The sequence below is a fragment of the Sporosarcina luteola genome, from assembly GCF_023715535.1.
In the GTDB taxonomy this organism is placed as follows: domain Bacteria; phylum Bacillota; class Bacilli; order Bacillales_A; family Planococcaceae; genus Sporosarcina; species Sporosarcina luteola_B.
The window spans coordinates 579335-603707 of record NZ_JAMBOI010000002.1 but is presented as its reverse complement, the minus strand read 5'-3'; the positions used below and the strand labels follow the sequence as shown (position 1 = coordinate 603707).

Here is a 24373-nt window from a genome sequence, read left to right as displayed (position 1 = left end):
CTCATAGCCATGACGATTTTAGAAAAGATAGGTTGCTGAACTGGAGTACGAAAAGTTATCGATCATTTCCCGGAAGTTATTGTCATTTTAGGACTAATGGCCCGCCAGTTTCCAACGCTTCCAACCTCACAACACAAAAAAAAGGAGCCGCTAAGCTCCTTTTCTCATCCCATAATATTGTAGCCACCATCGACGTAAATGATTTCGCCGGTTACACCGCTTGAAAGATCGCTTAACATCGCAATCGACATCTTCGCGACTTCCTCATTTGTAATATTGCGTCTCAACGGAGCTTTTTCTTCGATTTGCCCCAAAATCGTGTTGAAGGAAGGAACGCCTTTCGCGGAAAGGGTACGTACAGCGCCTGCTGAAATCGCATTGACGCGGATCGCTTCTTTCCCCAAATCATTAGCCAAATATTTGACGGATGCTTCAAGCGCCGCTTTTGCTACACCCATGACATTATATCCGTCAAGGACCCGTTCTGCACCTAAATAGCTCATTGTGATGATCGAGCCGCCTTCCGTCATGAATCGACGGGCTTCCCTTGCCGTGGCGACGAGGGAATAAGCGCTTGAATCTTGTGCGAATGCATAGCCGCTCCTTGATGTTTCGACAAAATCATTGCGTAAATCTTCTGCATGAGCAAATGCGATCGAGTGGACAATTCCGTGGATTGTTCCGAGAGTTTCACCGATCAATGTAAATGCATGTTGAATACTTTCATCTTCATTCACATCACATTGAACAATCATCTTCGGTTCCAGTCCATTGCTTTCCAATGCTTTTTCGAGCTTGGCAAGGGAACGTTCTTTACGGTACGTGAAAATAACATTCGCCCCAACTTCAAAAAGGGACTTCGCTACACCCCATGCAATGCTTCGCTCGTTTGCAACACCCATAACGACAATATTCTTTCCTTTAAGCTTCAATAAATCTTCCATAGTGGCCTCCTCAATCGGTAGAAAACTATCACCTAATATTAGTACCTGATAATAACAATAGTATAGCATATTCTCCTTTAATTCAAAACTCCAATGATAAAGCCGGGAATAAAAAATTAGTACAAAATTTATAATAATACAGTTGACTTTATATTTATGCATACGTATACTAATCCTAATGATAAAAGGGGTGGGGAACATGAAGATAGGAATCATCGGAGCTACCGGGTATGGCGGGCTTGAATTGATTAGATTGCTGCACAATCATCCGGAAGTGGAACAAATCGATTTATTCACGTCATCTGATGAAGGGACATCGTTTTCCGCCAAATTTCCACACGTCACGAACTTGTATGATCAGCCTCTTCTGAAAATCGATCATGCACAATTGAAGAATTATGATGTCCTGTTTGCGAGTACACCGGCGGGAGTGACGAGCCATTTACTGCCACCGCTCATCGGAAATGGACCTAAATTGATAGATTTGTCCGGAGACTTCCGTTTGAAAGATACAGCGGAGTATGAGCAATGGTATAAGAAAACTCCTGCACCAGCTGAAGCGGTCGAGCTAAGCGCCTACGGATTGACGGAATGGAATTACGGAATGATTAAAAACGCACAGCTCATTGCGAACCCGGGCTGCTATCCGACTGCAGTGCTACTTTCTTTACTGCCGTTACTTAAAGAGAGACTGATAGATCCCTCGGCACTTATCATCGATGCGAAAAGTGGCGTGTCAGGAGCCGGGAATACACCGGGGCCGATGACGCATTTCAGTGAAACAAATGAAAACTTTTCGATCTATAAAATACATGAGCACCAGCATATTCCCGAAATTGAACAAGGGATTGCCCAGTTTAGTAATCAAAAAGTTCCAGTGACGTTCACAACACATCTCGTTCCGATGACGAGGGGGATAATGGCTACGAGCTATGCACCCGTGAATGCGGGCGTCACGGAAGAACAGCTTGTCAACTGTTTGAAAGATACTTATGAGGGCCGGCCCTTTGTGAGGATCATGAATGAATCGAAGAAATTTTGTACGAAGCAAGTGGCCGGTTCAAACTTCTGTGATATTCACGTGAAAGTGGATCCGAGGACGAACAGGGCAACAATCGTCTCGGTCATCGACAACTTGGTGAAAGGCGCTGCCGGGCAGGCAGTGCAAAATATGAATGTGCAATTCGGTTTGGATGAAACGGCAGGATTGACACAAGTTCCATTATTCATTTAAAGAGGAGGAATTGGTATGGTGGTAGCTGTTCAACAATTGAAACCCGTATCAGGCAAAAATATAGCAACACCTAAAGGGTTTAAAGCGGTCGGCATCCATTGCGGACTGAAGCATAAGAAATATGATTTGGCGGTATTGCTCAGCGACGTCCCAGCGAGTGTGGCGGGTGTTTTTACAACGAACGCCATCCAGGCAGCCCCTCTAGTAGTGACGAAGGAAGTTGTGCACAAAAACGGAAAGATGCAGGCGGTCATCGTCAATTCTGGCAATGCGAATGCATGCACCGGGAAACAGGGCATGATCGATGCGCTCATGATGCAGGAGAAGACGGCCGAGCAATTCGGCATCGCTCCGGACTTGGTAGGAGTGGCATCAACAGGCGTCATCGGCGAGAAATTGAATATGGAACCTTTGTTGAAAGGGATCGAACAGCTGAAGCCGACAAACACGCTTGAAGGATCCATTCAGTTTTCTCAAGCGATCTTGACGACGGATACGGTCACGAAGAACACTGCTTATCGAACAGAAGTGGATGGCAAAGAAGTCATCATTGCGGGAACAGCGAAAGGTTCAGGGATGATTGAACCGAATATGGCAACGATGCTCGGCTTCATTACGACGGATGCGAAAATTGACTCTGTCCATTTACAGGAAGCATTGAAGTCTGTAACTGATGTGACATTCAATTCGATTACGGTCGATGGGGATACTTCAACGAACGATATGGTCCTTGTTCTGGCGAATGGCATGGCGGAAAATCAACCATTATCTCCTGCCCATCCTGACTGGGACTCCTTCATCCAAACGTTGCATGCAGTCGCACAAGACCTTGCAAAAATGATTGCAAAGGATGGGGAAGGGGCGACAAAACTCATCGAAGTGGAAGTGGAAGGAGCTGTGACAGACGCAGAAGCGAGGAAAATCGCGAAGACGGTCGTTGGGTCTCCTCTCGTTAAAACAGCAGTGTTCGGTTGCGACGCGAACTGGGGAAGGGTCATTGCAGCGGTCGGGTATAGCGGTGCGTCCGTCGATCCTCTAGGAATTACAATCAAGATTGGTGACACGCCAGTCGTGAAGGACGGCGAACCGGTCATCTTCTCGGAAGAGCAGCTGCTACATTACTTAAAACAGCCTGAAGTGAAGATCTACGTCGGGTTGAATAAAGGAAATGGCCACGGAATAGCATGGGGGTGCGATTTGACATATGACTACGTCCAAATCAATGCTTCTTACCGATCGTAAACGGATTGTCATTAAGCTCGGAGGCAGTATGCTCGAAGGGTTGCAAAGCGGTTTTTTTACTAAATTCCACGAAATGAAAAGTGCGGGCTACGAAATTGTCATCGTCCATGGAGGCGGGCCTTCCATTAATACAGCGTTACAGAAGAATGCGATTGCGTCGAACATCGACAATGGCATTCGGGTCACGTGCGATCAATCCATCGCCATCGTGAGAGATGTCTTGATCGGTGAAGTGAATCCATCACTCGTCCATCAGTTGAATCGTGAAGGCATCGATGCGATCGGACTGAGCGGATTTGACGGGAAACTCTTGACGTGTACATTGCTCAATAAAGAACGATATGGCTTTGTCGGTGACATACAGCATGTGAATGACCGTCTGCTAGAAAAATTACTAGCCGCTGGAATTGTCCCGGTCGTCTCTTGTATCGGTGCGACGGAATGCGGTAAACCGCTCAATATAAATGCGGATACAGTTGCTAGCAAAGTTGCGTTAGCGATCGGCGCGGCAAGCCTCCTGTTTGTGACGGATACACCTGGAATAAAGATCGGAAATGAAATTCAATCAACCGTCTCCCCAAGTGATATCGCGAACTGGATTGAGGCTGGGGATATATACGGCGGAATGATCCCGAAAGTGAATGCTGCAATCGATTGCTTGGATGCCGGCGTGCCATCCGTCCAAATTGCAGATCAGCATTTGGCAGGCACAACAATCGGAGTTGAGGAGGTCTTCATTTGAGTACGTTATTCAATAATTATGCACGGCGACCGGTGCATCTTGTAAAAGGCGAGGGAACTGTCGTGGAAGATGCAGACGGAAAAAAATACCTTGATTTTACTAGCGGCATAGCTGTCGTCTCACTTGGCCATGCCCACCCTGCAATCGTCAATGCGATTCAAGTTCAAAGTGAAAAGCTGTGGCATGTATCGAATTTATTCGAAAGCCCGGAGCAGGAAAAGCTCGCTGCTTCGTTAATAAAAGACACACACTTCGCTCATGCTTTCTTCTGCAATAGCGGAGCGGAGGCGAATGAAGCGGCCATCAAGCTAGCAAGGAAGCATACGGGGAAATCGACGATTATCACTTTCGACCAATCGTTCCATGGTCGTACATTCGGAGCAATGGCGGCGACGGGCCAGGATAAAATCAAGCAAGGGTTCGGCCCGATGCTAGATACGTTCAAGACGGTGCCGTTCAATGACCCGGGAGCTTTGGAAGCGGTTATCGGTGATGATGTGGCGGCGATTATGCTTGAAGTGATTCAAGGGGAAGGTGGAATCCACGCAGTAACTCCCGAGTTCGCTACTGTTATTTCTGACATTTGCAAGTCGAAGGGGATTTTATGCATTGTCGATGAAGTACAGACCGGCATCGGAAGAACTGGCACACGCTACGCCTACGAGCAGTCAGGTTTAAAACCCGACATTATGACACTAGCCAAAGGATTGGGCGGAGGCTTCCCAATCGGGGCGATGCTCGGCACAGCTGAACTATTCGATTCATTCGGACCGGGGACGCATGGCACCACATTCGGAGGGAACCCGCTCGCTGTCGCAGTTGCGCAGACAGTAGTGGATCACGTTTTCGAGGAAGGATTTTTGAAGGAAGTCAATGAAAAGTCAAATGCCTTGATTCGGAAATTGAAGGTGAGCCTGTCGCCTGATCAATATGACATTCGGGGGCAAGGTTTGCTTATCGGCATCGATTGCAAGGAAGACGTTGCCCCTTTCATCCGCCAAGCGGAAGAAGCAGGACTGCTCGTCGTGCAAGCAGGTACGGATGTAATTCGCTTGCTGCCTCCATTGACTGTGACTGAAGAGGAAATCGATCAGGCAGTCGACGTATTGACATCAATATTGCTCGTGCCGACAACAATATAAAAAATACAAACGGATCTCATGGATAAGGGAGATCCGTTTTTACATGTGAATTTATGTGAATTGCATACTCCTAAAATGAGCAAAACTCACCATAACTCGCGGAAAACCTTTCCCCAACACCTTCTCTTTAGAAAGATCTCCCATTATGATATGCTCGAATGGCATTTATAACGAAAGGAAGGCGACGAAATGAAGCTTGAAGGAAATCAAGCCTACACTAAGAAACTAAGCTTTGAGAAGAAAACATTGTTATTGATTATCGGCATCATTTTCATTGCTTCAACGTTACGTTCACCTTTGACGTCCGTTGGCCCAATTATCGGTCCGATACGGGATGGGCTGGGAATGTCGAATGTACTGGCGGGCTTAGTGACGACAATCCCTCTTTTGGCGTTCGCCTTCATATCGCCAATAGCTCCTAAACTATCGAAGAGATTCGGTATGGAGTTGACTCTATTCATCTCTCTATGTTTATTGACGGTCGGCATTTTAATCCGATCGGCTGGATCCATATTGTTTTTAGTCGCTGGGACATTCCTTATCGGTGTCGCTATCGCATTCGGGAATGTATTGTTGCCTGCCTTGTTGAAATTAAGCTTTCCATTACATATTGGGTTAATGACGGGAATCTACTCGGTCGCCATGAACATATCAGCGACAACGGCTTCGGGCATCAGCGCACCGATTGTACTCAATACACAATTCGGTTGGCAAGGTGCATTAGGGATATGGGCTGCCTTGTCCGCGCTAGCGTTGCTATTATGGATACCTCAGCTGAAAAACAGAGTATCCTTACAAACGCAAACTGAAAAAGCATCTATAGAGAAGTCACCTATCTTATGGCGCTCACCGATTGCTTGGGCGGTAACGTTTTTCATGGGGCTGCAGTCGTTGCTATTTTATTGTACAGCTGCATGGCTGCCTGAAATACTCATATCTGAGGGCATGACGGCCGAGAAAGCGGGCTGGATGTTTTCCCTTTTACAATTATCACAGTTGCCAATGACATTCATTATACCGATACTCGCAGGCAGATTGAAGGATCAGCGGATGATCGTAGTCGCCGTAGCGGCTTTATATTTGATTGGCTATGGCGGCGTTCTCGCAGGGGGATTATCGTTGACTCCATTATGGATGATTGCAATCGGGATTGCCGGCGGTGCTTCCTTTGGACTCGCGATGATGTTTTTCACACTGCGGACGGAGACCCATACAGAGGCCGCGGAATTATCGGGCATGGCCCAATCTTCAGGCTATCTGCTTGCAGCTATCGGACCTGTGCTATTTGGGTTTCTTCATGATGCGACTGGTTCTTGGAAAAGTCCGTTGTTGATTTTTATGATAGCATCACTGCTCTTCCTCATTTTTGGATTGAAAGCCGGACGAGATGAAAAGGTGACTGTATTAAAGTAATGTAACTTTTACCAATACACTCCGTCTGATTCATTGAATAACCGAATTAAGGAGAGAGAAATTATGAAAAAAATTGGAGCAGTTGCATTAACCGCATTATTGGCAGGAAGCGCGTGGACACCCTTTGCAGTTAAGGCGAACGAGGACGTGATTCAAATGGATAAAGAAGAAGTGAAGGATGCTTCGGAGTATGTGAGAGCGACAGGGGTTATTACGAATATCGAGGACAGGGATAACGATCTGATGGTAACTGTCGAAAATGAACAAGATCTTATCACGATTTTCCGCATTCAAGACAAAACGCTTCTATTCAATAGCGGTACAACTAATGAAATGAAATCTACCGACTTGAAAAAGGAAATGAAAGTGGAAGCGTATTACGATAAAAACAAGCCGATGATATTGATTTATCCAGCACAAATCACTCCTGAACTATTTATCGTCATGGATGAAACAAAACCGGGCAGCGTCAAAGTCGGTAAATTCGATGCAGATTTCCTCAGCTTGGATAAAGAATTGAAGCTGAACATTGGGAAAGAAACGACTATCCTTAACCAACAAGGCGAAAAAGTTAGTAAGGCTGAGTTGAAAGGCAAGGAATTGGTCGTGTTTTATTCAATTACGACAAGAAGCTTGCCGCCACAAACGCCTCCTACTAAAATTATTGCACTTGACCCATTGACCGATGAGGGCACGGGCGAAGGAGTCGAGGAAACTTCTGAAACTCCGGAGATTCCAGAATCCGTAAGTGACATAATTGAAAGCGACCATTACATGAAAGACGGCGTGAAGATGATTCCGTTGCGCAAAGTTGCGGAAGAGCTCGGTTATTATGTGCTCTCCCAGTCAAAAATCAATGGAGCACTTCTCACAAAAGGGAATGTCTCTTTAACCATCACTCGCGGTGAGAAAATGTACGGCTACAATAAAAGCCTCCAACAATTCGCCATTGCGCCTGAGTTGATCGGCGGCAATAAAACATACGTGTCTGAAGACATTCTTGAATTGTTGCTTAGCAACGATTAATAACGACATAGCCCGGAGCTGCTTACGATAGCGGAATTCCGGGCTGTTTTTTGTTCAAACGAGAGGGTGACCTATAAGTGTACACACTTCTTTGACAGTCTTCTCATACAATGAGATAGGATGGGGAATGTCACTCACACTTAGAAGGAAGTGTTTGAGTTGTATAAAAAAAATAATAATGGAAATCAAAATCCTGCGTATACACTAAATGATTTATTAAAAGGGAAAGACTTAGAAATCATTGCAGCATCACTTCTATTATTAGGCAAGCTAAGAGTGGATTCTGTCATACTTTTCCGTAATAGCCCAACTGTTACGGTGACATTACTCGGTGCTTTCCAAGATGAAGCGAAAAATGGTAATAAAATGGCTGATTTCTTAAGTGAAAATGGAGATATTACAATCGATGAGATTTTTGAAGGCATTCAAAGTCGTATGAATAGAGGATAGGGGAGATAAGAATGGTCGGCAACACGACAGGTAACAATACGACCGGTTTTTCAGGGACTTCATTCATAAACATAGTCATTCTAATTATTTTATTGTTATTAGTCATCTTTGGTTCTGCTGATTTAAGCAAACTCACTGGTGCACCTTAATGGTGAAAAAACGAGTATCAACAGCATAGTAAAAGGGCTGCCAGACTTAATTTCAAGTCATGGGCAACCCTTTATTTTATGACAAACGTTCTTTGAAATCCTCATAACCAAATTCCTTGATGACTTTCGGACCGTCTGCAACTGTATTCAATACGATGGCAGGCAATTCCATGCCATTGAATGTGTTGTTCTTCACCATGGAATAGTGGGCCATGTCACAGAAGACAAGCCTATCGCCGGCCGTTAAAGGCTTATCGAATGAGTAATCTCCGATGACATCCCCCGCGAGGCAGGTAGGTCCGCCAAACCGGTACGTGATCGTTTTCTCATTCGGCAGTCCCGCACCGACAATCTCAGGACGGTATGGCATTTCCAGAACGTCCGGCATATGGCAGGAAGCCGAAGTATCCAAAATGGCAAGCGGCATTCCGTTATGCAACGTATCCAACACAGTCGTAACGAGGAAGCCTGTGTTCAATGCGATAGCTTCGCCGGGTTCCAAATACACATCTAGTCCATATTTCTCCTTCATGAAAAGAATCGATTCGACTAGTGTCTCAATGTCGTAATCAGGACGGGTAATATGATGACCGCCGCCGAAATTGATCCATTTCATATCTTTCAAATACTCGCCGAACTTTTCATCAACGACTTGAATCGTACGGGCAAGCGTGTCGGAATTCTGTTCGCACATCGTATGGAAATGCAAGCCACTGATCCCTTCCAACTCATCCGGTTCAAAATTTTCTAGCGTTACGCCGAATCGGGAGAAAGTGAAGCATGGATTATACATATCCACATCAATTTCCGAGTACTCGGGATTGATCCGAATGCCGCATTCGATCGGTTTTGGATAGTTTTTCACTTGATCCCTGAAGCGTCTCCATTGGTCAAACGAGTTGAACACAAGATGATCGGAGTACGATAGGATCTCCTCGAAATCAGATTCTGTGAATGCAGGGGAGTACGTATGGACTTCTTTCCCCATCTCTTCATATCCTAATTTTGCTTCCAATAAGCCGCTTGACGTCACGCCATTCAAATACTGGCCGATGAGCGGATAGACGGAGAACATTGAAAACCCTTTTTGGGCCAATAGAATTTTGCAGCCTGTCCGGTCAATGATCGACTTTAGCAGTTCCAAGTTTTTAATTAGTAGCCCTTCATCGACTACATACGACGGGGAGGGGACTGCGTGTGGATCGAAATTCAACTTCATTTGTTGCTTGCCTCCTATCAATCGATCAGCTCTGGGTTGAAATCTTCCTGCCAAGGCAGACCGTATTCGTTCAATGCTTCCATAAATGGATCCGGATTGAACTCTTCGACATTATAAACGCCAGGTTTTTTCCATTCGCCTTTCAGCAATAGCATCGCGCCAATCATCGCTGGAACGCCCGTTGTGTAAGAAACAGCTTGGGAACCTACTTCGCGGTAGCACTCCTCGTGGTCGGATACGTTATAGACGTAATACGTCTTCTCTTCGCCATCTTTCGTTCCTTGGAAAATACAGCCGATATTCGTTTTACCTTTTGTGCGGGGTCCTAGGGAAGCAGGGTCAGGAAGAACCGCCTTCAGGAATTGTAAAGGCACGATTTGCTGACCTTCGAATTCGATTGGTTCAATCGATGTCATGCCGACATTTTCAAGCACTTTCAAATGCGTCAAGTATTTTTCAGAGAATGTCATCCAGAAACGGATTTTCTTGATGCCTTTAATGTTTTGTGCAAGTGACTCCAACTCTTCGTGATAGAGAAGGTATACATCTTTCGGACCGATTTCAGGCAGATCGTATACGCGTTTTTCGGATAGTGGCGGAGTTTCGATGAACTCGCCGTTTTCCCAGTAGCGGCCGTTAGCTGTGATTTCACGGATGTTAATTTCCGGATTGAAGTTCGTTGCGAATGGATAGCCGTGGTCTCCGGCATTTGCATCCACAATATCGATCGTGTGGATTTCGTCGAAATAATGCTTTTGCGCATAAGCGGAGAAAACGCCTGTGACGCCTGGATCGAAGCCGCAGCCTAGGATTGCAGTTAGGCCTGCTTGTTCGAACCTCTCGCGATAAGCCCATTGCCATTTATATTCGAATTTCGCCGTATCGAGAGGCTCATAGTTCGCTGTATCCAAGTAGTGGACGCCCGTTGCTAGGCACGCATCCATGATTGTCAAGTCTTGGTATGGCAATGCGACGTTGATGACGATGTCCGGTTTGAAGCTGTTGATCAGTTCAACCAATTCTTCGACATTGTCCGCGTCTACTTGAGCTGTCTGGATTTTTGTGCGACCGCCGTCTAGTTTTTCCTTCAACGCATCACATTTCGATTTTGTACGGCTCGCGATGCAAATTTCTTCAAACACGTCAGGTACTTGTACACATTTATGCACAACAACACTTGCTACTCCACCTGCTCCGATGATTAACGCTTTACCCAATCAAAACACCCCTTTTAATTTTGTTTAGTTACTGCCAATAAAAGTTCGCGCAGCACTTTACAAGCTACTGCAGTAGAAACACCACTTTGATCATAAATCGGCGATAGCTCATTGACATCGCAGCCTACAATATTGAGGTCGCTCACTGTCAAAATGGCTTGTAATAATTCCATGAAACTGACTCCGCCAGCTTCGGGAGTTCCAGTACCAGGGAAGACGGAAGGATCTAACACATCTAAATCGATCGTCAAATATACCGGTTTCCCTTGTAATCTATTAACGATATCTTCCAGTCCATTAAAATTGAACTTATTTGTGAAGACATGGTCCTTGCCCCATTGGAACTCGCTGCGGTCTCCGGAGCGGATGCCGAATTGGAAGATCCGATCATCACCGACGATATCCCATACACGGTGGATAACCGTCGCATGCGATAGTTTCTCGTCGAGGTAATGGTCACGCAAATCCGCATGGGCATCGAATTGGATAATATGCAAATCAGGGTATTGTTCCGCGACGGCACGGACCGATCCGAGCGTCACTAAATGTTCCCCACCGATCATGCAAGGGATTTTGCCATCTTGCACGACTTTCCGTGTGTATTCTTCGATTTGGCCTAACGCTCTTTCTGTATTCCCGAAGCTTAACTCAAGGTCTCCGCCGTCATAAACGGGGATATCTTCCAAATCTTTATCCTGATAAGGACTATATGTCTCGATTCCGAATGATTCACCGCGCATCACCTTGCTTGCGAATCTTGTACCCGGGCGGAATGACGTTGTCGAATCAAAAGGGGCGCCGAATACGACGATGCCTGATTCGTCATATTCATTGTCACATCCAATGAATGTTTCAATATTTTTATTCAACATCTTTCAATTGCTCCTTTACGTAGTTCGGCAAGGCAAATGAGCCGACGTGGATATCGGTGTTGTAATACTTTGTTTCCAAGCCGAGCTGATTCCAAGCATCTGCATCCAAATCTTTGATCGGATCATATTTTTTGGAGGCGAAACCGAACAGCCAATGACCCGAAGGATATGTCGGAATATGCAATTGGTACACTTCGCATACGGGGAAGAACCCGATGATCCGCTTATGTGCCCGCTGCATGCCTAACGCGTCTTCTTCATAGAAAGGGCTTTCGTGTTGATTGACAAGAATGCCTTCATCGTTCAATGCCTTATAGCAGTTGCCGTAAAATTCCCTTGTGAACAAGCCTTCTCCCGGTCCGAATGGATCCGTCGAGTCGACGATGATCAAATCATATTCATCATTTCGGGAACGGACAAATTTCAAGCCGTCTTCGAAATGAAGATGAACGCGGGGATCATCGAGTTTGCTAGCGGTTTGGGGGATGAATTCCCGGCATACGTCAACGACCATTTCGTCGATTTCAACCATGTCAATATGCTCGATCGAATCATACTTCGTCAGTTCCCGGATTGTGCCGCCATCTCCGGCTCCGATGACGAGCACTTTCTTAATGCCGGGATTCGTTGCCATCGGAACGTGGGTGATCATGTCGTGATAAATGAATTCATCCTTCTCAGTTACCATGACGTAGCCGTCCAATGTGAGAACTCGGCCGAATTCAGCTGTTTCAAAAACATCGATTTTCTGGAACTCGCTTTTCCCGGTATATAGGTGCTCAATGACTCTCATCGAAAATTGGACGTCCGGCGAATGGTTTTCCCTATACCATAAATTCATTGCTCAGCCTCCTTCAAAACGTTGATATGCTCGATTTTGCTATCTTCCGTACCTGTCATGAAGCTGCCCTTGTCCTTGCAATATTGGATGTATTGCAAAATCTCGGGAGTGATCCGTTCACCCGGAGCCAAAATCGGTATGCCGGGCGGGTAGGCCATGACGAATTCGCTAGCAATGCGGCCGGCGCTGTCGTTTATAGGAAGCGTCTCCTTCGGTGCGTAAAACGCTTTTTGAGGCGTATAGACGACTTGAGGAGTTATATATTCATGATCGAACAAGCCGCCTTTGTCCTTGCTGTAGCGTCTCTTGATTTCAGCGAGTGCCGAGACGAGCCGTTCGAGATCCAATCGGCGGTCTCCGACTGATATGTACGCCAAGATGTTGCCGATGTCCCCGAACTCGATTTGGATGTCATATTCATCCCGCAGAATGTCATACACTTCGACACCTGCCAATCCTAGCTCAAGTGTATGGACGGAAAGCTTTGTTGTGTCGAAATCAAAAATTGTATCGCCGTTCTTCAACTCATCCGAAAAAGCGTAGTAACCGCTAATCTTATTGATTTCCTCGCGGGTATACTGTGCCATTTCTCCGACTTTCCGGAAGATCTCCTGCCCATTCAAAGCGAGATTTTTCCGTGAAATGTCAAGGGAGGAGAGGAGCAGATACGAGCCGCTCGTCGTTTGCGTTAGATTGATAATTTGTCTTGTGTATCCTTCGCTCACTTCATTATTAATCAACAACAATGAGCTTTGGGTCAATGAACCGCCCGATTTATGCATGCTCACTGAAGCCATATCGGCGCCCACAGACATCGCGGAAGCAGGCAGGTCGTCACTGAAATAAAAATGCGTTCCATGCGCCTCGTCAACGAGAACGAGCATTCCGTGGCGATGGGCAAGATCAGTAATCGCCTGCATATTCGAACAGATACCGTAATACGTCGGGTTGTTTATAAGGATCGCTTTAGCATCAGGATGCTCGAGGATCGCCCTCTCCACATCCTTCACCGCCATTCCCAAAGGAATTCCGAGTTCATTGTTCACGCCCGGATTGACATAGACAGGAATGGCACCGCTCAGGATGAGTGCATTGATGGCGCTGCGGTGCACATTTCGGGGCATGATGATCTTTTCGCCCGCCTTGCATGCCGTCATGACCATCGCTTGTACAGCGGAAGTCGTCCCGTTCACCATGAAAAAGGCGTGCTTCGCTCCGAAAGCTTCTGCTGCAAGCTCCTCAGCTTCCCGGATGACGGAAACGGGGTGAATCAGATTATCCAACGGCTTCATAGAATTGACATCCACCGTCATGCAATTTTCACCTAAAAAAGCGGTCAGCTCCTCGTTTCCTCTGCCACGTTTATGGCCGGGGACATCGAAAGGAACGACCCGCATCTTTTTGTAATTGTTTAGAGCCTCCATAATTGGGGCTTTCTGTTGTGAAAGAATGTCCAACACCGTCCTCTCACTCTTCATATATATTGGAACCGCTGAAAATTTCAATCATCTCTTTACGTAGGTTGTTTGTGATATTCAGCCTTTCTTTCGGAGGTATTTCATACACATCCGTATTGAAAAGGTAATTTTGTAAATTGATGTCCTTGATCAGCAGCTTTGTATGAAAGATATTTGATTGATATACATTAACATCGATGGCGTCATACTTCTGCAACGTCTCACTGTCGATATAATCCTGGATCGACGTCATTTTATGGTCCATAAATAATTTCTTCCCTTTATCATCACGGGTAAAACCGCGTACGCGATAATCCGTCGTGATAATATCAGAGTCGAAGCTGCCAATCAGATAATCCAGTGCGTTCAAAGGGGAAATTTCACCACAAGTCGATACTTCGATATCGACACGGAACGTGGCGATCGAATTATCCGGGTGATATTCAGGATACGTATGGACGGTGACATGGCTTTTATCCAAATGGCCAACAACCGAATCCCGGGTCTTCAAAATATCGATTTCTCCGCGGTTGCACGATTCATCGATCACAGCGACAGGGAGTGTCTCCTCCGTAATAAGGATGGTGACACTTGCACCTTGTGGATCATAGTCCTGTTTACTAACGTTCAATACATGGGCTCCAACGATCTCGGTCACATCATAAAGAATGTTCGTCAACCGTTCCGAATTGTATTGCTCATCGATGTAGGCAATATAATCTTTTTGTTCCCGCTCACTTTTTGCATAGCTCACATCATAGATGTTGAAGCTAAGTGTTTTGGTGAGGTTGTTAAAGCCGTATAACTTCAGCTTATTTTCCAACCCGAATATCCCTCCTTTATTCGACAAAATCGACAAAATCCAGCTCCGGGCGCTAGCCACTCGGGTCATAAGTCAAAGCGGCTATGTGGCAAAAAGCGCCACTTCGCCTCTTCGTCTTATGCCTGTCGCGGCTGAGCAAGCGCCCTCCGCTTTATAGAAAATCATTTTAATTATAGAGTAAAAAACTTCCTAGTCAAGACAATTTATTTCCGCTTTGCTCTCCGTTTAAACAACCTATATAGTAGTAGGTAAATGAAGGGATTGCTATGCTTTTAACGTTAGTCTATGTTCGGTGTAATATCAAGCATTTGAATCATTCAGACTTATGGGAGGGGGATAAAACAATGTACGAGCTGAAAACGAAGGAAACGGACGCCAGTGTCATTGAATTCATCGAAGCGGTGGATAGTCCGAAAAAGCGGGAGGACGCCTATCGATTATTGGACATCTTCACGGAGACGGCGGGCTATGAGGCAAAGATGTGGGGACCGAGCATCATTGGCTTCGGGTCGTATCATTATGTCTATAATACGGGCCATGAAGGGGATGCGCCGCTCGTCGGCTTTTCACCTCGCAAAGCGAAGACCAGCCTCTATTTCGCTCCAGGTGATTCGGAACGTGAAGCGCTGTTAGCCAAATTCGGGAAGCATACATCAGGTAAAGCATGTGTGTACATTAATAAAGTGGACGATATCGACATCGAAGTTTTACAGCAGCTCATCAAACAATCCATTGCATTTCTAAGAAAAACATATCCGGAAAACTGACGCAAGCGGCTAAACGAGCATATTCGTTTAGCCGCTTGTTTTATATGTCTCATTTTACTGAGCCTCCTCGCATACAATGATTGAAACCAGGCCCTGAATGGAGGGAAATGAATGGATATTTTACGTAAGCTAGAACATTTCCGTGTAGAAGAAAGCAAGCTTAAGTGGGAAGGCACCTTTGCCGATTATTTAGGCATCTTACAGGAACGTAAAGAAGTTGCACAAACGGCACATTCGAGAGTGTATGAAATGATCAAAAGCCATGGCCAAACGAAAGAACACGGGTATACAAAATTCCGCTTTTTCGAAAATGAGATTTTCGGTCTCGAAGATACGGTCGAGCGGCTAGTCAATGAATATTTCCATCCTGCAGCAAAACGGCTCGATGTGCGAAAAAGGATCTTATTGCTTATGGGTCCCGTCAGCGGAGGGAAATCCACTCTCGTCACCTTGTTGAAACGTGGATTGGAACAATATTCGAGGACGGATGAAGGTGCGGTATATGCTATTAAGGGATGTCCGATGCATGAAGACCCATTGCATTTGATTCCGGAATATTTACGAGATGATTTCTATGAGGAGTTTGGAATCCGGATTGAAGGAAGCCTGTCCCCGTTGAATACGATGCGCCTTGAAACTGAATACGGCGGGCGGATTGAAGATGTACTCGTTGAACGAATCTTCTTTTCGGAAGACAAACGGGTGGGCATCGGAACATTCACCCCATCCGACCCAAAATCCCAGGATATCGCCGATTTGACCGGGAGCATCGACTTTTCGACAATTGCCCAATACGGCTCCGAATCAGATCCCCGCGCTTATCGTTTTGACGGGGAGTTGAACAAGGCAAACCGCGGAATGATGGAATTTCAGGAGATGCTCAAGCTCGATGAAAAATTCCTCTGGCACCTTTTGTCGCTGACGCAAGAAGGGAACTTCAAAGCAGGCAGATTTGCATTGATCAGTGCGGATGAATTGATCGTCGCCCATACGAATGAAACCGAATATCGGGCTTTCATTTCCAATAAGAAGAATGAAGCGCTGCATTCCCGGATCATTGTCATGCCGATCCCTTATAACTTGAAAGTGAGTCAGGAAGAAAAAATCTACGAAAAGATGATAAGCGAAAGTGATATGGCCCATGTGCATATTGCTCCACATGCCCTTAGGGTTGCTGCTATCTTCTCCGTCCTCACGCGTTTGAAAATATCGAAAAAACAAGGAATCGATATTGTGAAGAAGATGCGATTGTATGACGGTGAAAATGTGGAAGGATTTAACTCAGTGGATCTGGAAGAGCTGAAAAAAGAGTTTCCGAATGAAGGCATGGACGGCATCGACCCGAGATATGTCATTAACCGGATCTCGTCGGCAATCATCCGAAAAGAAGTGGATGCCATCAATGCACTCGATGTGCTGCGTTCCTTAAAAGAAGGATTGGATCAGCATGCATCCATTTCAAAGGACGACAAAGAGGAATATTTGAATTATATATCGATTGCCCGCAAGGAATTTGATGAAATTGCGAAGAAAGAAGTGCAGAAGGCATTCGTCTATTCGTACGAAGAATCTGCACGGACGTTGATGGATAACTATTTGGATAACGTTGAAGCCTATTGCAATAAGCACAAAATGAAAGATCCCCTCACCGGCGAAGAGATGAATCCGGATGAAAAGCTTATGCGTTCCATTGAAGAGCAAATCGGAATCTCAGAGAATGCGAAAAGGGCTTTCCGAGAAGAAATCCTCATCCGGATTTCCGCATACGCAAGGAAAGGCAAGCGATTTGATTACAAATCCCACGAAAGGCTGCGGGAGGCGATTCAGAAGAAGCTGTTCGCGGACTTGAAGGATGTTGTCAAAATCACAACTTCATCGGCGACTCCTGACGAAAATCATTTGAAGAAAATCAATGAGGTCGTAGCAAGGCTTATTGATGAATATGGATATAATTCAATCTCTGCCAATGAATTGCTACGGTACGTCGGCAGCCTGTTGAACCGATAAGAAAATCCTCCCATATCAAAAACCGCCATTCGTTGCATATACTAAAAAAATGAGTGGACTGGAGTAGGTGAATAGAAATGCATGAAGAGCAGAGCGAATCATTTGTCGTCTCCCAGGAAAACTGGTCGCTTCACCGAAAAGGATATCAGGATCAGAAACGACATTCGGATAAAGTGAAGAAAGCAATCCACAGTAATCTGCCCGAATTGATCAGTGAAGAAAGCATCGTCATGTCGGATGGCAGGGACGTCATTAAAATACCGATCCGTTCTTTGGATGAATACAAAATCCGTTATAACCATAATAAATCCAAGCATGTCGGCCAAGGCGGCGGAGATAGTCAAGTGGGAGACGTAGTTGCAAGCGATGGCAGTCAGAGTGCAGGAAAAGGCAAACAGGCGGGCGATCAGCCAGGCCAGGATTATTATGAAGCGGAAGTGTCGCTCGCCGAAATCGAAGAGACATTATTCAAAGAGCTTGAATTGCCGAATCTCGAAAAAAGGGAACAAGCGGAAATTACAGAAGAAGACATTCAGTTCAATGACATCAGGAAGAAAGGGCTCATCGGGAACATTGATAAAAAGCGGACGATCATCGCAGCGTTCAAACGTAATGCCATGGAAGGCCATGCTGAAATTATGCCGATCTACAATGATGATCTCCGTTTCAAGACGTGGGATGAAGTCGTTAAGCCTCAATCGAAGGCAGTCGTGCTCATGATGATGGATACGAGCGCTTCTATGGGAAGTTTTGAGAAATACATGGCGAGAAGCTTTTATTTCTGGATGACAAAATTCTTACGGACAAAATACGAAAAAGTGGATATAGAATTCATCGCCCATCATACGATTGCGAAAGTCGTTTCGGAAATGGATTTTTTCTCGAAAGGGGAGAGCGGAGGCACGATTTGTTCGACAGCCTATGAAAAAGCGCTCGATCTCATAGCCAAGAAGTATCATCCTTCCCGCTATAATATCTACCCCTTCCATTTTTCAGATGGAGAAAATATGTCATCGGATAACGGAAAATGCTTTTCATTAGTAGAGGAACTCATGGCAGTTTCGAATATGTTCGGCTACGGGGAAGTGAATGCACATAGCCGATATTCAACTTTGATGAATACGTATCAAAAAATCGAAGATCCGAAATTCCGGCATTATGTACTAAAGGAAAACAAGGATGTGTACTATGCTTTGAAAAAGTTCTTCCATAAACGCCTGGAGGGATCCGTATGACGGAGCACAAGGCGCTCCAATTTGCAGTAGAAGAAATTACGGAGATTGCGAAAGGGTTCGGGTTGGATTTTTATCCGATGCGCTATGAAATCTGTCCAGCGGATATCATTTATACATTTGGCGCTTATGGAATGCCGACACGTTTCTCACATTGGAGCTTCGGTAAACAGTTCCATAAGATGAAGCTTCAATATGATTTAGGGCTCAGTCAAATATACGAACTCGTCATCAACTCCAATCCTTGTTACGCTTTTCTATTGGAAACCAATACGTTGATACAGAACAAATTGATCATTGCCCACGTTCTGGCACATTGCGATTTCTTCAAAAACAACTCCCGCTTTTCGAATACGAGGCGGGACATGGTCGAAAGCATGACGGCAACCGCCGAACGGATTGCCGAATATGAAAAGGTTTATGGGAATGAAGAGGTAGAACGTTTCTTGGACGCGGTGCTCGCCATCCAGGAGCATGTCGACCCCTCCCTTGTCCGATGGCGTCATGGAAATGAAGAGGTGGAGCAGGTAGAAGATGTGCCTTTTATCCGGAAAACGGTTTATGATGATTTATGGGAAATGGATCATAAGAAGCTGAAGCCGCCAGCGGAAACAAAGCGGAAAAAGACGCCTGCATCCCCGGAGAAGGATTTATTGTTGTTCCTCTTGGAAAATAGTCGGGAATTGGAAGAATGGCAACGAGATATATTGACAATGATCCGTGAAGAAATGCTTTACTTCTGGCCGCAAATGGAAACGAAGATCATGAATGAAGGATGGGCGACATATTGGCATCAGCGGATTTTACGGGAGATGGATCTGACGGCCGACGAAACGATTGAGTTTGCAAAGTTGAATGCGAATGTCATCCAGCCGTCCAGAACGTCCATCAATCCGTATTATTTAGGCTTGAAAATCTTTGAAGACATCGAACGGCGATATGATCATCCAACGGAAGAGATGATTGAGTTAGGGGTGAAGCCCGGGTCAGGCCGGGAGAAAATGTTTGAAGTGAGAGAGATGGACTCCGACATTTCCTTCATCCGCAACTATTTAACGAAAGAACTCGTACAAAAAGAAGATTTATATATCTTCGAGAAAAAAGGAAGCCATTATAAAATTTCAGATAAGGAATATCGAAGCGTGCAAGACCGTCTCATTGCACAGCGGGTGAACGGGGGCTTTCCTTACCTAGTCGTCCATGACGGGGATTACGTTCGCAACGGAGAGCTCTACTTAGTGCATAAATACGAAGAAACCGAGCTGGATGTACCGTATTTGGAACACGTCCTCCCGTATATCCACCAACTATGGGGACGCATCGTGCATTTGGAGACGTATGTGGATAATAAACAAGTCGTGTTTTCATACGATGGAAAGAAAGTACACAGGAGATTTGCCTAGGAAATGACGTGCCGCCGCATTGCGATGTGGCGGTTTTTTGGTTTGTTCGTGGTGGGCCTAAGGTCACAAAATGACAATAAAACTCGGGAAATGAACGATATATGTTGGGAAATGATCGATAAGTGCCTCTCATTGATCGATAACTATCGGGAAATGATTGATATCTCACGGGAAATGATCGATAAATTTTTTACGGGCAATGAAAAAAGTCGAATCTGCATTTCTTTTCTGAAAATCAATTCTATTATTTCGCTATTTACTGTAAACTTGAAAGAAAGAATAGAGTGGGGGAATGAATATGAGAATTAGAGAAGCCGTGCCAGGCGATGAGGATGGTATAGCACGAGTTCATGTGGACAGCTGGAGGACAACTTACAAGGGTATTGTTTCCGATTCCGTTCTTCGGGATTTATCATACGAGCAGCGTGCCGAAAATTGGCGTAGGGGAATTGGGAAAAGCGCTTTATTTGTTGCTGAGGATGAAAGCGGTAAGATAGTCGGCTTCGCAACGGGGGGCAAAGAACGAACAGGTAACTATGATGTAGATGGGGAGTTATATGCAATTTATTTATTGCAAGAAGTGCAAGGACAGGGGATTGGTAAGAAGTTGACGCATACAATTGTACAAAATCTGAAAGAACAAGGATTTTACTCCATGCTTGTATGGGTGCTTGAACGTAATCCATCAAAAGCATTCTATGAATCACTTGGCGGACAAGCTATAGATCATGCAATGATTGACATTGGGGGAGAAGAATTCAAGGAGATTGCATATTACTGGGGAAATATCGAAACGATTGAGGGATAAGGCCATGGTTCTTCATACAAAGGTTATCTCGTTTTTAAGCAAAGAGAAGGTACGTGTTTCTAATGAATACTAGACAAGTTCAAAGCACAGATGCAAGCCAGCTAGTTCAGCTCGTCAACGGTCAATATGCAGATGAATATTATATGGCTAAATTAATTTAGGGGAAATTGTATGGACATACCTATTTCATTCCAAGAGAAAATCAGGAACAGTTTCGGGAAACCAGGGAAAGAATGGCTTCAATCACTAGAGGTCAATGTTAATCACATGGCGGAAGTCTGGGGATTAACACTGGAAAGCCCGGTCACGAATCTTTCTTATAACTACGTCATTCACGTAATCGACGAAAACAATAACCCGTACATCTTAAAAATGGGCTTGCCAGGCTTTGATTTTGAGAATGAAATCCGCACATTGCAGCTCTACAGTGGCAAAGGATGTGCGAAACTGTTGAAAGCCGACGTCGAACGAGGAGCCATGCTGCTCGAAAGCCTTCAACCCGGGACGATGCTTTGTACGGAAACAGATGAAACAGTCGTCATTCAACAGTTCTGCCGCGTTTGGAAACAGATCCGTAAACCATTGCCGAAAGACACCGACTTTCCAACTATCCTTCACTGGGCAAGCGCCTTCTCGAAATATCAAAGTAATTACCCTAAGAACGATGGGCCAATTCCAAATGAATGGGTTGCGATGTCGGCTAAGTTTCTAGAGGAAATACAGCAGACCACAATGGAAATCGGACTGCTGCATGGCGATTTGCATCATGAAAACATCTTGTTTTCGAACGAGAGAGGTTGGCTTGCGATTGATCCGAAAGGCGTTGCCGGTGACCCCTACTTCGACGCAGTTTCCTTCATGGTTAATCATCTCTTCACAAAGCCTAATCCGGAAAATTTGTTGAGGCTAAGAGTCAATCTGATAAGTGAACTTTTGCAAATGAATTGCGAAAAGCTTTTGAAAGCTGCAATTTCAATGTCCACTTTATATGCTTGCTGGGCGGTGGAAGATCATGATCCCTATTGGAAAGAAACCTATCAATGCGCGAAATGGTTCAATAAGTTTTTAATTGAAAATGATATGTAGGCAATAGAATCATTTCTCATCCTCTCGCATAACATAGCGTGAGGAGTGATGAGATTTGGAACGACCGTCATATCGGGGAAGCTTCGAACCATACATTTCCCCACTTGACCCGTGTCCGCCCATTAGGGTGAAGAAGTTTGTATTGCCACCTCAACTGTTCATGGATTTCCAACCGCCAGGACTTCCGCAGTACACACCTGAGCAGGCGCTCCGCCAAGGAACTCTTTGGCCGATCCTTGCCGATGGATTCTCTCGCGAGGAGGGTATTTCGTGAATCCTTTCGAAGAAGAGCGTCAACTGATGCAGCTCGTGCAGGAAGCTGATTTTGTTGTAGTTGAACTGACACTATACACGAATACACACCCAAACGATGAAGATGCATTGGACCAATGGAGGGTAGCCATTAAAGAAGCTGCCCGACTTAGGCGCCAATATGAAAGTAGATACGGACCCCTTTCGCTCCACTCCATTCCTTCTGAGGAGGCAATAGAAGCAGGCTGGCGTTGGAATCAACCACCATGGCCATGGCAACGGTGAAAGGGGGAGGCTGAATGTGGGTCTATGAGAAAAAGCTTTTATATCCTGTTGAAGTGACTACATGCAATCCGAAATTGGCGAGATATCTTATGGAGCAATACGGAGGAGCTGACGGCGAGCTGGCTGCTGCTTTGCGCTATATGAATCAGCGGTATACTGTTCCTGACAAAGTGATCGGTGTTTTGAATGATATTGCCACTGAAGAGTTCTCGCACCTGGAAATGTTGGCAACAATGATTTATAAGTTGACGAAGGATGCGACGCCTCAACAATTGGAAGAAGCGGGTTTAGGACCGCATTTCGCAAATCACGGCCATGCGCTATTCTATGAAAATGCGAATGGCGTCCCATTTACAACGACATACATCCAAGCAAAAGGCGATCCGATCGCCGATTTATATGAAGATATCGCCGCAGAAGAAAAAGCGCGTGCCACATATCAATGGCTCATTGACCTTTCAGATGATCCGGGGTTGAACGATGCACTGAAATTCCTACGGGAAAGGGAAAATGTCCATTCCTTGCGTTTCCGGGAATCTGTCCAGATTTTAATGGATGAAAGAGATCGGAAAAAAATATTCTAGAAATAAAACCTGTACCTCCAACGAGGTGCAGGTTTTTGCATGCTAATTAAACGGATAGGGTAATGATTAAGAAACTGAATCCTATTCCAATACTATCCGTATGAATAGGAAGAGGCCATTACTAAATGAAAGAAGAAGGTGATTAAGATGAATCAACAATGGATGTCAGACGAGGAATTCGACAAAATATTTGAAGAAAAGTCATCGGAAATCAATGAGCAATTGGAAAGTGAAATCCTGATTGCCATGATCGGTGATGTGAATGCCGGGAAATCATCGACTATCAATCGTCTCATGGGAGATGACGTAGCGCAGGTAGGTGCGAAACCGGGTGAAACCCAGGAAATCAAGAAGTTTTCATATAAGGATAAAATCATCTTTGTCGACACTCCTGGTCTGGATGACATTTACAGTGAACATTCAGAGGAAACGATGAAGTTTTATAAGCAGGCGGATCTAATTTTGTTTTTCCTGAATGCAGCGGGGACGGTTTTATCCGAAACGGAACTCAAATCATTAAAAAGAATTGCCAAGGTGAATAACGATCTGATCCTCGTGTTGAATAAAATCGATGCAGCCGAAGACATACCAAGCCTCGTAAAATATGTCCAGGATCATACCGGCTATGAATATCCGGTCACGCCGATTTCTTCTCGGACAGGGGAAAATATCGGGATGCTGCAGAAAGAAGTTCTTTCATTATTAGAAGTCAAAAAAAAAGACATTCTAATGGCAGCAAACATGGCCGATAAGTCTGCCATTGCAAATCGTTGGATTTTAGCAGCAGGAGCTTCCGCCGCAACAATCGGTGCCATTCCGATTCCGGGATCGGACTTCGTTCCTTTGACCGCCTTGCAAGTCAGTCTCATGCTAAAGCTTTCAACATTGTATGGGAAACCGATAACGAAGGACAATGCAAAAGAATTGATCATCGCAACAATTGTCGGAAATATAGGTAAGACGGTTTTCAGGCAAATTGTGAAATTTGTTCCCGGTGCTGGTATGGTGGCCGGTGCAAGTGTCGCAGGCGGAATGACCATCGCATTAGGACATGCCATCAAGTATGCGCATGAAAATGATATAGAACTGACGCCTAAGGCATTAAAGCCGATTTATCAAATGTTTTTGAAAAAAACGACCAGAAAACAATGAAGACAATAATAACTAAAGCAACAATT

At 45.1% G+C, this 24373-nt stretch carries 24 protein-coding genes; 17 read left to right on the top strand and 7 right to left on the bottom strand.

Annotated elements, in window-relative coordinates; genetic code table 11:
• Positions 1–164: 164 nt before the first annotated feature.
• The gene (locus tag M3191_RS06530; protein ID WP_251699178.1) at positions 165–944 is read right to left on the bottom strand and encodes an enoyl-ACP reductase FabI; all 780 of its coding nucleotides are present in this window, start codon (positions 942–944) and stop codon (positions 165–167) included.
• Positions 945–1143: 199 nt separating this feature from the next.
• On the opposite strand from M3191_RS06530, the gene argC reads away from it, so the two are divergent.
• The 7 genes from argC to M3191_RS06495 all read left to right on the top strand — a co-directional run bounded on the left by argC (position 1144) and on the right by M3191_RS06495 (position 8193).
• Positions 1144–2178, top strand: a complete 1035-nt coding sequence (argC, locus tag M3191_RS06525; protein ID WP_251699176.1) for an N-acetyl-gamma-glutamyl-phosphate reductase — start codon at positions 1144–1146, stop codon at positions 2176–2178.
• A gap of 15 nt (positions 2179–2193) precedes the next feature.
• Positions 2194–3420, top strand: coding sequence for a bifunctional ornithine acetyltransferase/N-acetylglutamate synthase (argJ, locus tag M3191_RS06520; RefSeq protein WP_251699174.1), 1227 nt, complete (start codon positions 2194–2196; stop codon positions 3418–3420).
• Positions 3383–4162 carry an acetylglutamate kinase gene (gene argB, locus M3191_RS06515; RefSeq protein ID WP_251699172.1) on the top strand — a complete coding sequence of 260 codons (780 nt, stop codon included), beginning with the start codon at positions 3383–3385 and terminating at the stop codon, positions 4160–4162. Before argJ ends, argB begins: the two co-directional genes overlap by 38 nt.
• The gene (locus M3191_RS06510; protein ID WP_251699170.1) at positions 4159–5304 is read left to right on the top strand and encodes an acetylornithine transaminase; all 1146 of its coding nucleotides are present in this window, start codon (positions 4159–4161) and stop codon (positions 5302–5304) included. The genes argB and M3191_RS06510 overlap by 4 nt, the downstream gene beginning before the upstream one ends.
• A gap of 189 nt (positions 5305–5493) precedes the next feature.
• Complete coding sequence (locus M3191_RS06505) at positions 5494–6717, top strand: CynX/NimT family MFS transporter (RefSeq protein ID WP_251699168.1); 1224 nt, start codon at positions 5494–5496, stop codon at positions 6715–6717.
• Positions 6718–6780: 63 nt separating this feature from the next.
• A complete protein-coding gene (locus M3191_RS06500; RefSeq protein ID WP_251699166.1) occupies positions 6781–7743 on the top strand; it encodes a stalk domain-containing protein in 963 nt (320 codons plus the stop codon).
• Between the two features lie 159 nt (positions 7744–7902).
• Complete coding sequence (locus M3191_RS06495) at positions 7903–8193, top strand: hypothetical protein (RefSeq protein WP_251695039.1); 291 nt, start codon at positions 7903–7905, stop codon at positions 8191–8193.
• 225 nt (positions 8194–8418) lie between these two features.
• On the opposite strand, the gene nspC is transcribed toward M3191_RS06495, so the two are convergent.
• From nspC to speD, 6 genes are read right to left on the bottom strand one after another with little or no spacing between them, the layout of a single operon-like run.
• On the bottom strand, positions 8419–9555 hold the full coding sequence (nspC, locus tag M3191_RS06490) for a carboxynorspermidine decarboxylase (RefSeq protein WP_435368146.1): 1137 nt from the start codon (positions 9553–9555) through the stop codon (positions 8419–8421).
• Between the two features lie 23 nt (positions 9556–9578).
• Positions 9579–10778, bottom strand: coding sequence for a saccharopine dehydrogenase family protein (locus tag M3191_RS06485; RefSeq protein ID WP_251699162.1), 1200 nt, complete (start codon positions 10776–10778; stop codon positions 9579–9581).
• Between the two features lie 14 nt (positions 10779–10792).
• Positions 10793–11650, bottom strand: coding sequence for an agmatinase (speB, locus tag M3191_RS06480; RefSeq protein ID WP_251699160.1), 858 nt, complete (start codon positions 11648–11650; stop codon positions 10793–10795).
• The gene (gene speE / locus M3191_RS06475; protein WP_251699158.1) at positions 11640–12491 is read right to left on the bottom strand and encodes a polyamine aminopropyltransferase; all 852 of its coding nucleotides are present in this window, start codon (positions 12489–12491) and stop codon (positions 11640–11642) included. The genes speB and speE overlap by 11 nt, the downstream gene beginning before the upstream one ends.
• Positions 12488–13969, bottom strand: coding sequence for an aminotransferase class I/II-fold pyridoxal phosphate-dependent enzyme (locus M3191_RS06470; RefSeq protein ID WP_251699157.1), 1482 nt, complete (start codon positions 13967–13969; stop codon positions 12488–12490). Before M3191_RS06470 ends, speE begins: the two co-directional genes overlap by 4 nt.
• Positions 13959–14771: an adenosylmethionine decarboxylase gene (gene speD / locus M3191_RS06465; protein ID WP_251695032.1), complete on the bottom strand. Its 813-nt coding sequence runs from the start codon at positions 14769–14771 to the stop codon at positions 13959–13961. The genes M3191_RS06470 and speD overlap by 11 nt, the downstream gene beginning before the upstream one ends.
• 344 nt (positions 14772–15115) lie before the next feature.
• Here speD and M3191_RS06460 point away from each other — a divergent pair, with 344 nt between their 5' ends.
• The 10 genes from M3191_RS06460 to M3191_RS06415 all read left to right on the top strand — a co-directional run bounded on the left by M3191_RS06460 (position 15116) and on the right by M3191_RS06415 (position 24347).
• On the top strand, positions 15116–15538 hold the full coding sequence (locus M3191_RS06460; RefSeq protein ID WP_251699155.1) for a DUF1801 domain-containing protein: 423 nt from the start codon (positions 15116–15118) through the stop codon (positions 15536–15538).
• A gap of 111 nt (positions 15539–15649) precedes the next feature.
• On the top strand, positions 15650–17545 hold the full coding sequence (locus tag M3191_RS06455; protein ID WP_251699153.1) for a PrkA family serine protein kinase: 1896 nt from the start codon (positions 15650–15652) through the stop codon (positions 17543–17545).
• Positions 17546–17622: 77 nt separating this feature from the next.
• Positions 17623–18780, top strand: a complete 1158-nt coding sequence (gene yhbH, locus M3191_RS06450) for a sporulation protein YhbH (protein WP_251699151.1) — start codon at positions 17623–17625, stop codon at positions 18778–18780.
• On the top strand, positions 18777–20180 hold the full coding sequence (locus tag M3191_RS06445) for a SpoVR family protein (protein WP_285853213.1): 1404 nt from the start codon (positions 18777–18779) through the stop codon (positions 20178–20180). The genes yhbH and M3191_RS06445 overlap by 4 nt, the downstream gene beginning before the upstream one ends.
• 298 nt (positions 20181–20478) lie before the next feature.
• Positions 20479–20988: a GNAT family N-acetyltransferase gene (locus M3191_RS06440; protein ID WP_251699149.1), complete on the top strand. Its 510-nt coding sequence runs from the start codon at positions 20479–20481 to the stop codon at positions 20986–20988.
• 171 nt (positions 20989–21159) lie between these two features.
• On the top strand, positions 21160–22074 hold the full coding sequence (locus tag M3191_RS06435; protein WP_251699147.1) for an aminoglycoside phosphotransferase family protein: 915 nt from the start codon (positions 21160–21162) through the stop codon (positions 22072–22074).
• Between the two features lie 55 nt (positions 22075–22129).
• Positions 22130–22348 carry a spore coat associated protein CotJA gene (locus M3191_RS06430; protein WP_251699145.1) on the top strand — a complete coding sequence of 73 codons (219 nt, stop codon included), beginning with the start codon at positions 22130–22132 and terminating at the stop codon, positions 22346–22348.
• A gap of 26 nt (positions 22349–22374) precedes the next feature.
• The gene (locus tag M3191_RS06425) at positions 22375–22611 is read left to right on the top strand and encodes a spore coat protein CotJB (protein ID WP_251699342.1); all 237 of its coding nucleotides are present in this window, start codon (positions 22375–22377) and stop codon (positions 22609–22611) included.
• Between the two features lie 14 nt (positions 22612–22625).
• Positions 22626–23195, top strand: a complete 570-nt coding sequence (locus tag M3191_RS06420) for a manganese catalase family protein (RefSeq protein ID WP_251699143.1) — start codon at positions 22626–22628, stop codon at positions 23193–23195.
• 147 nt (positions 23196–23342) lie between these two features.
• Entirely contained in the window at positions 23343–24347 is a 1005-nt protein-coding gene (locus tag M3191_RS06415) for a YcjF family protein (protein ID WP_251699141.1), read from the top strand.
• Positions 24348–24373 lie beyond the last annotated feature (26 nt).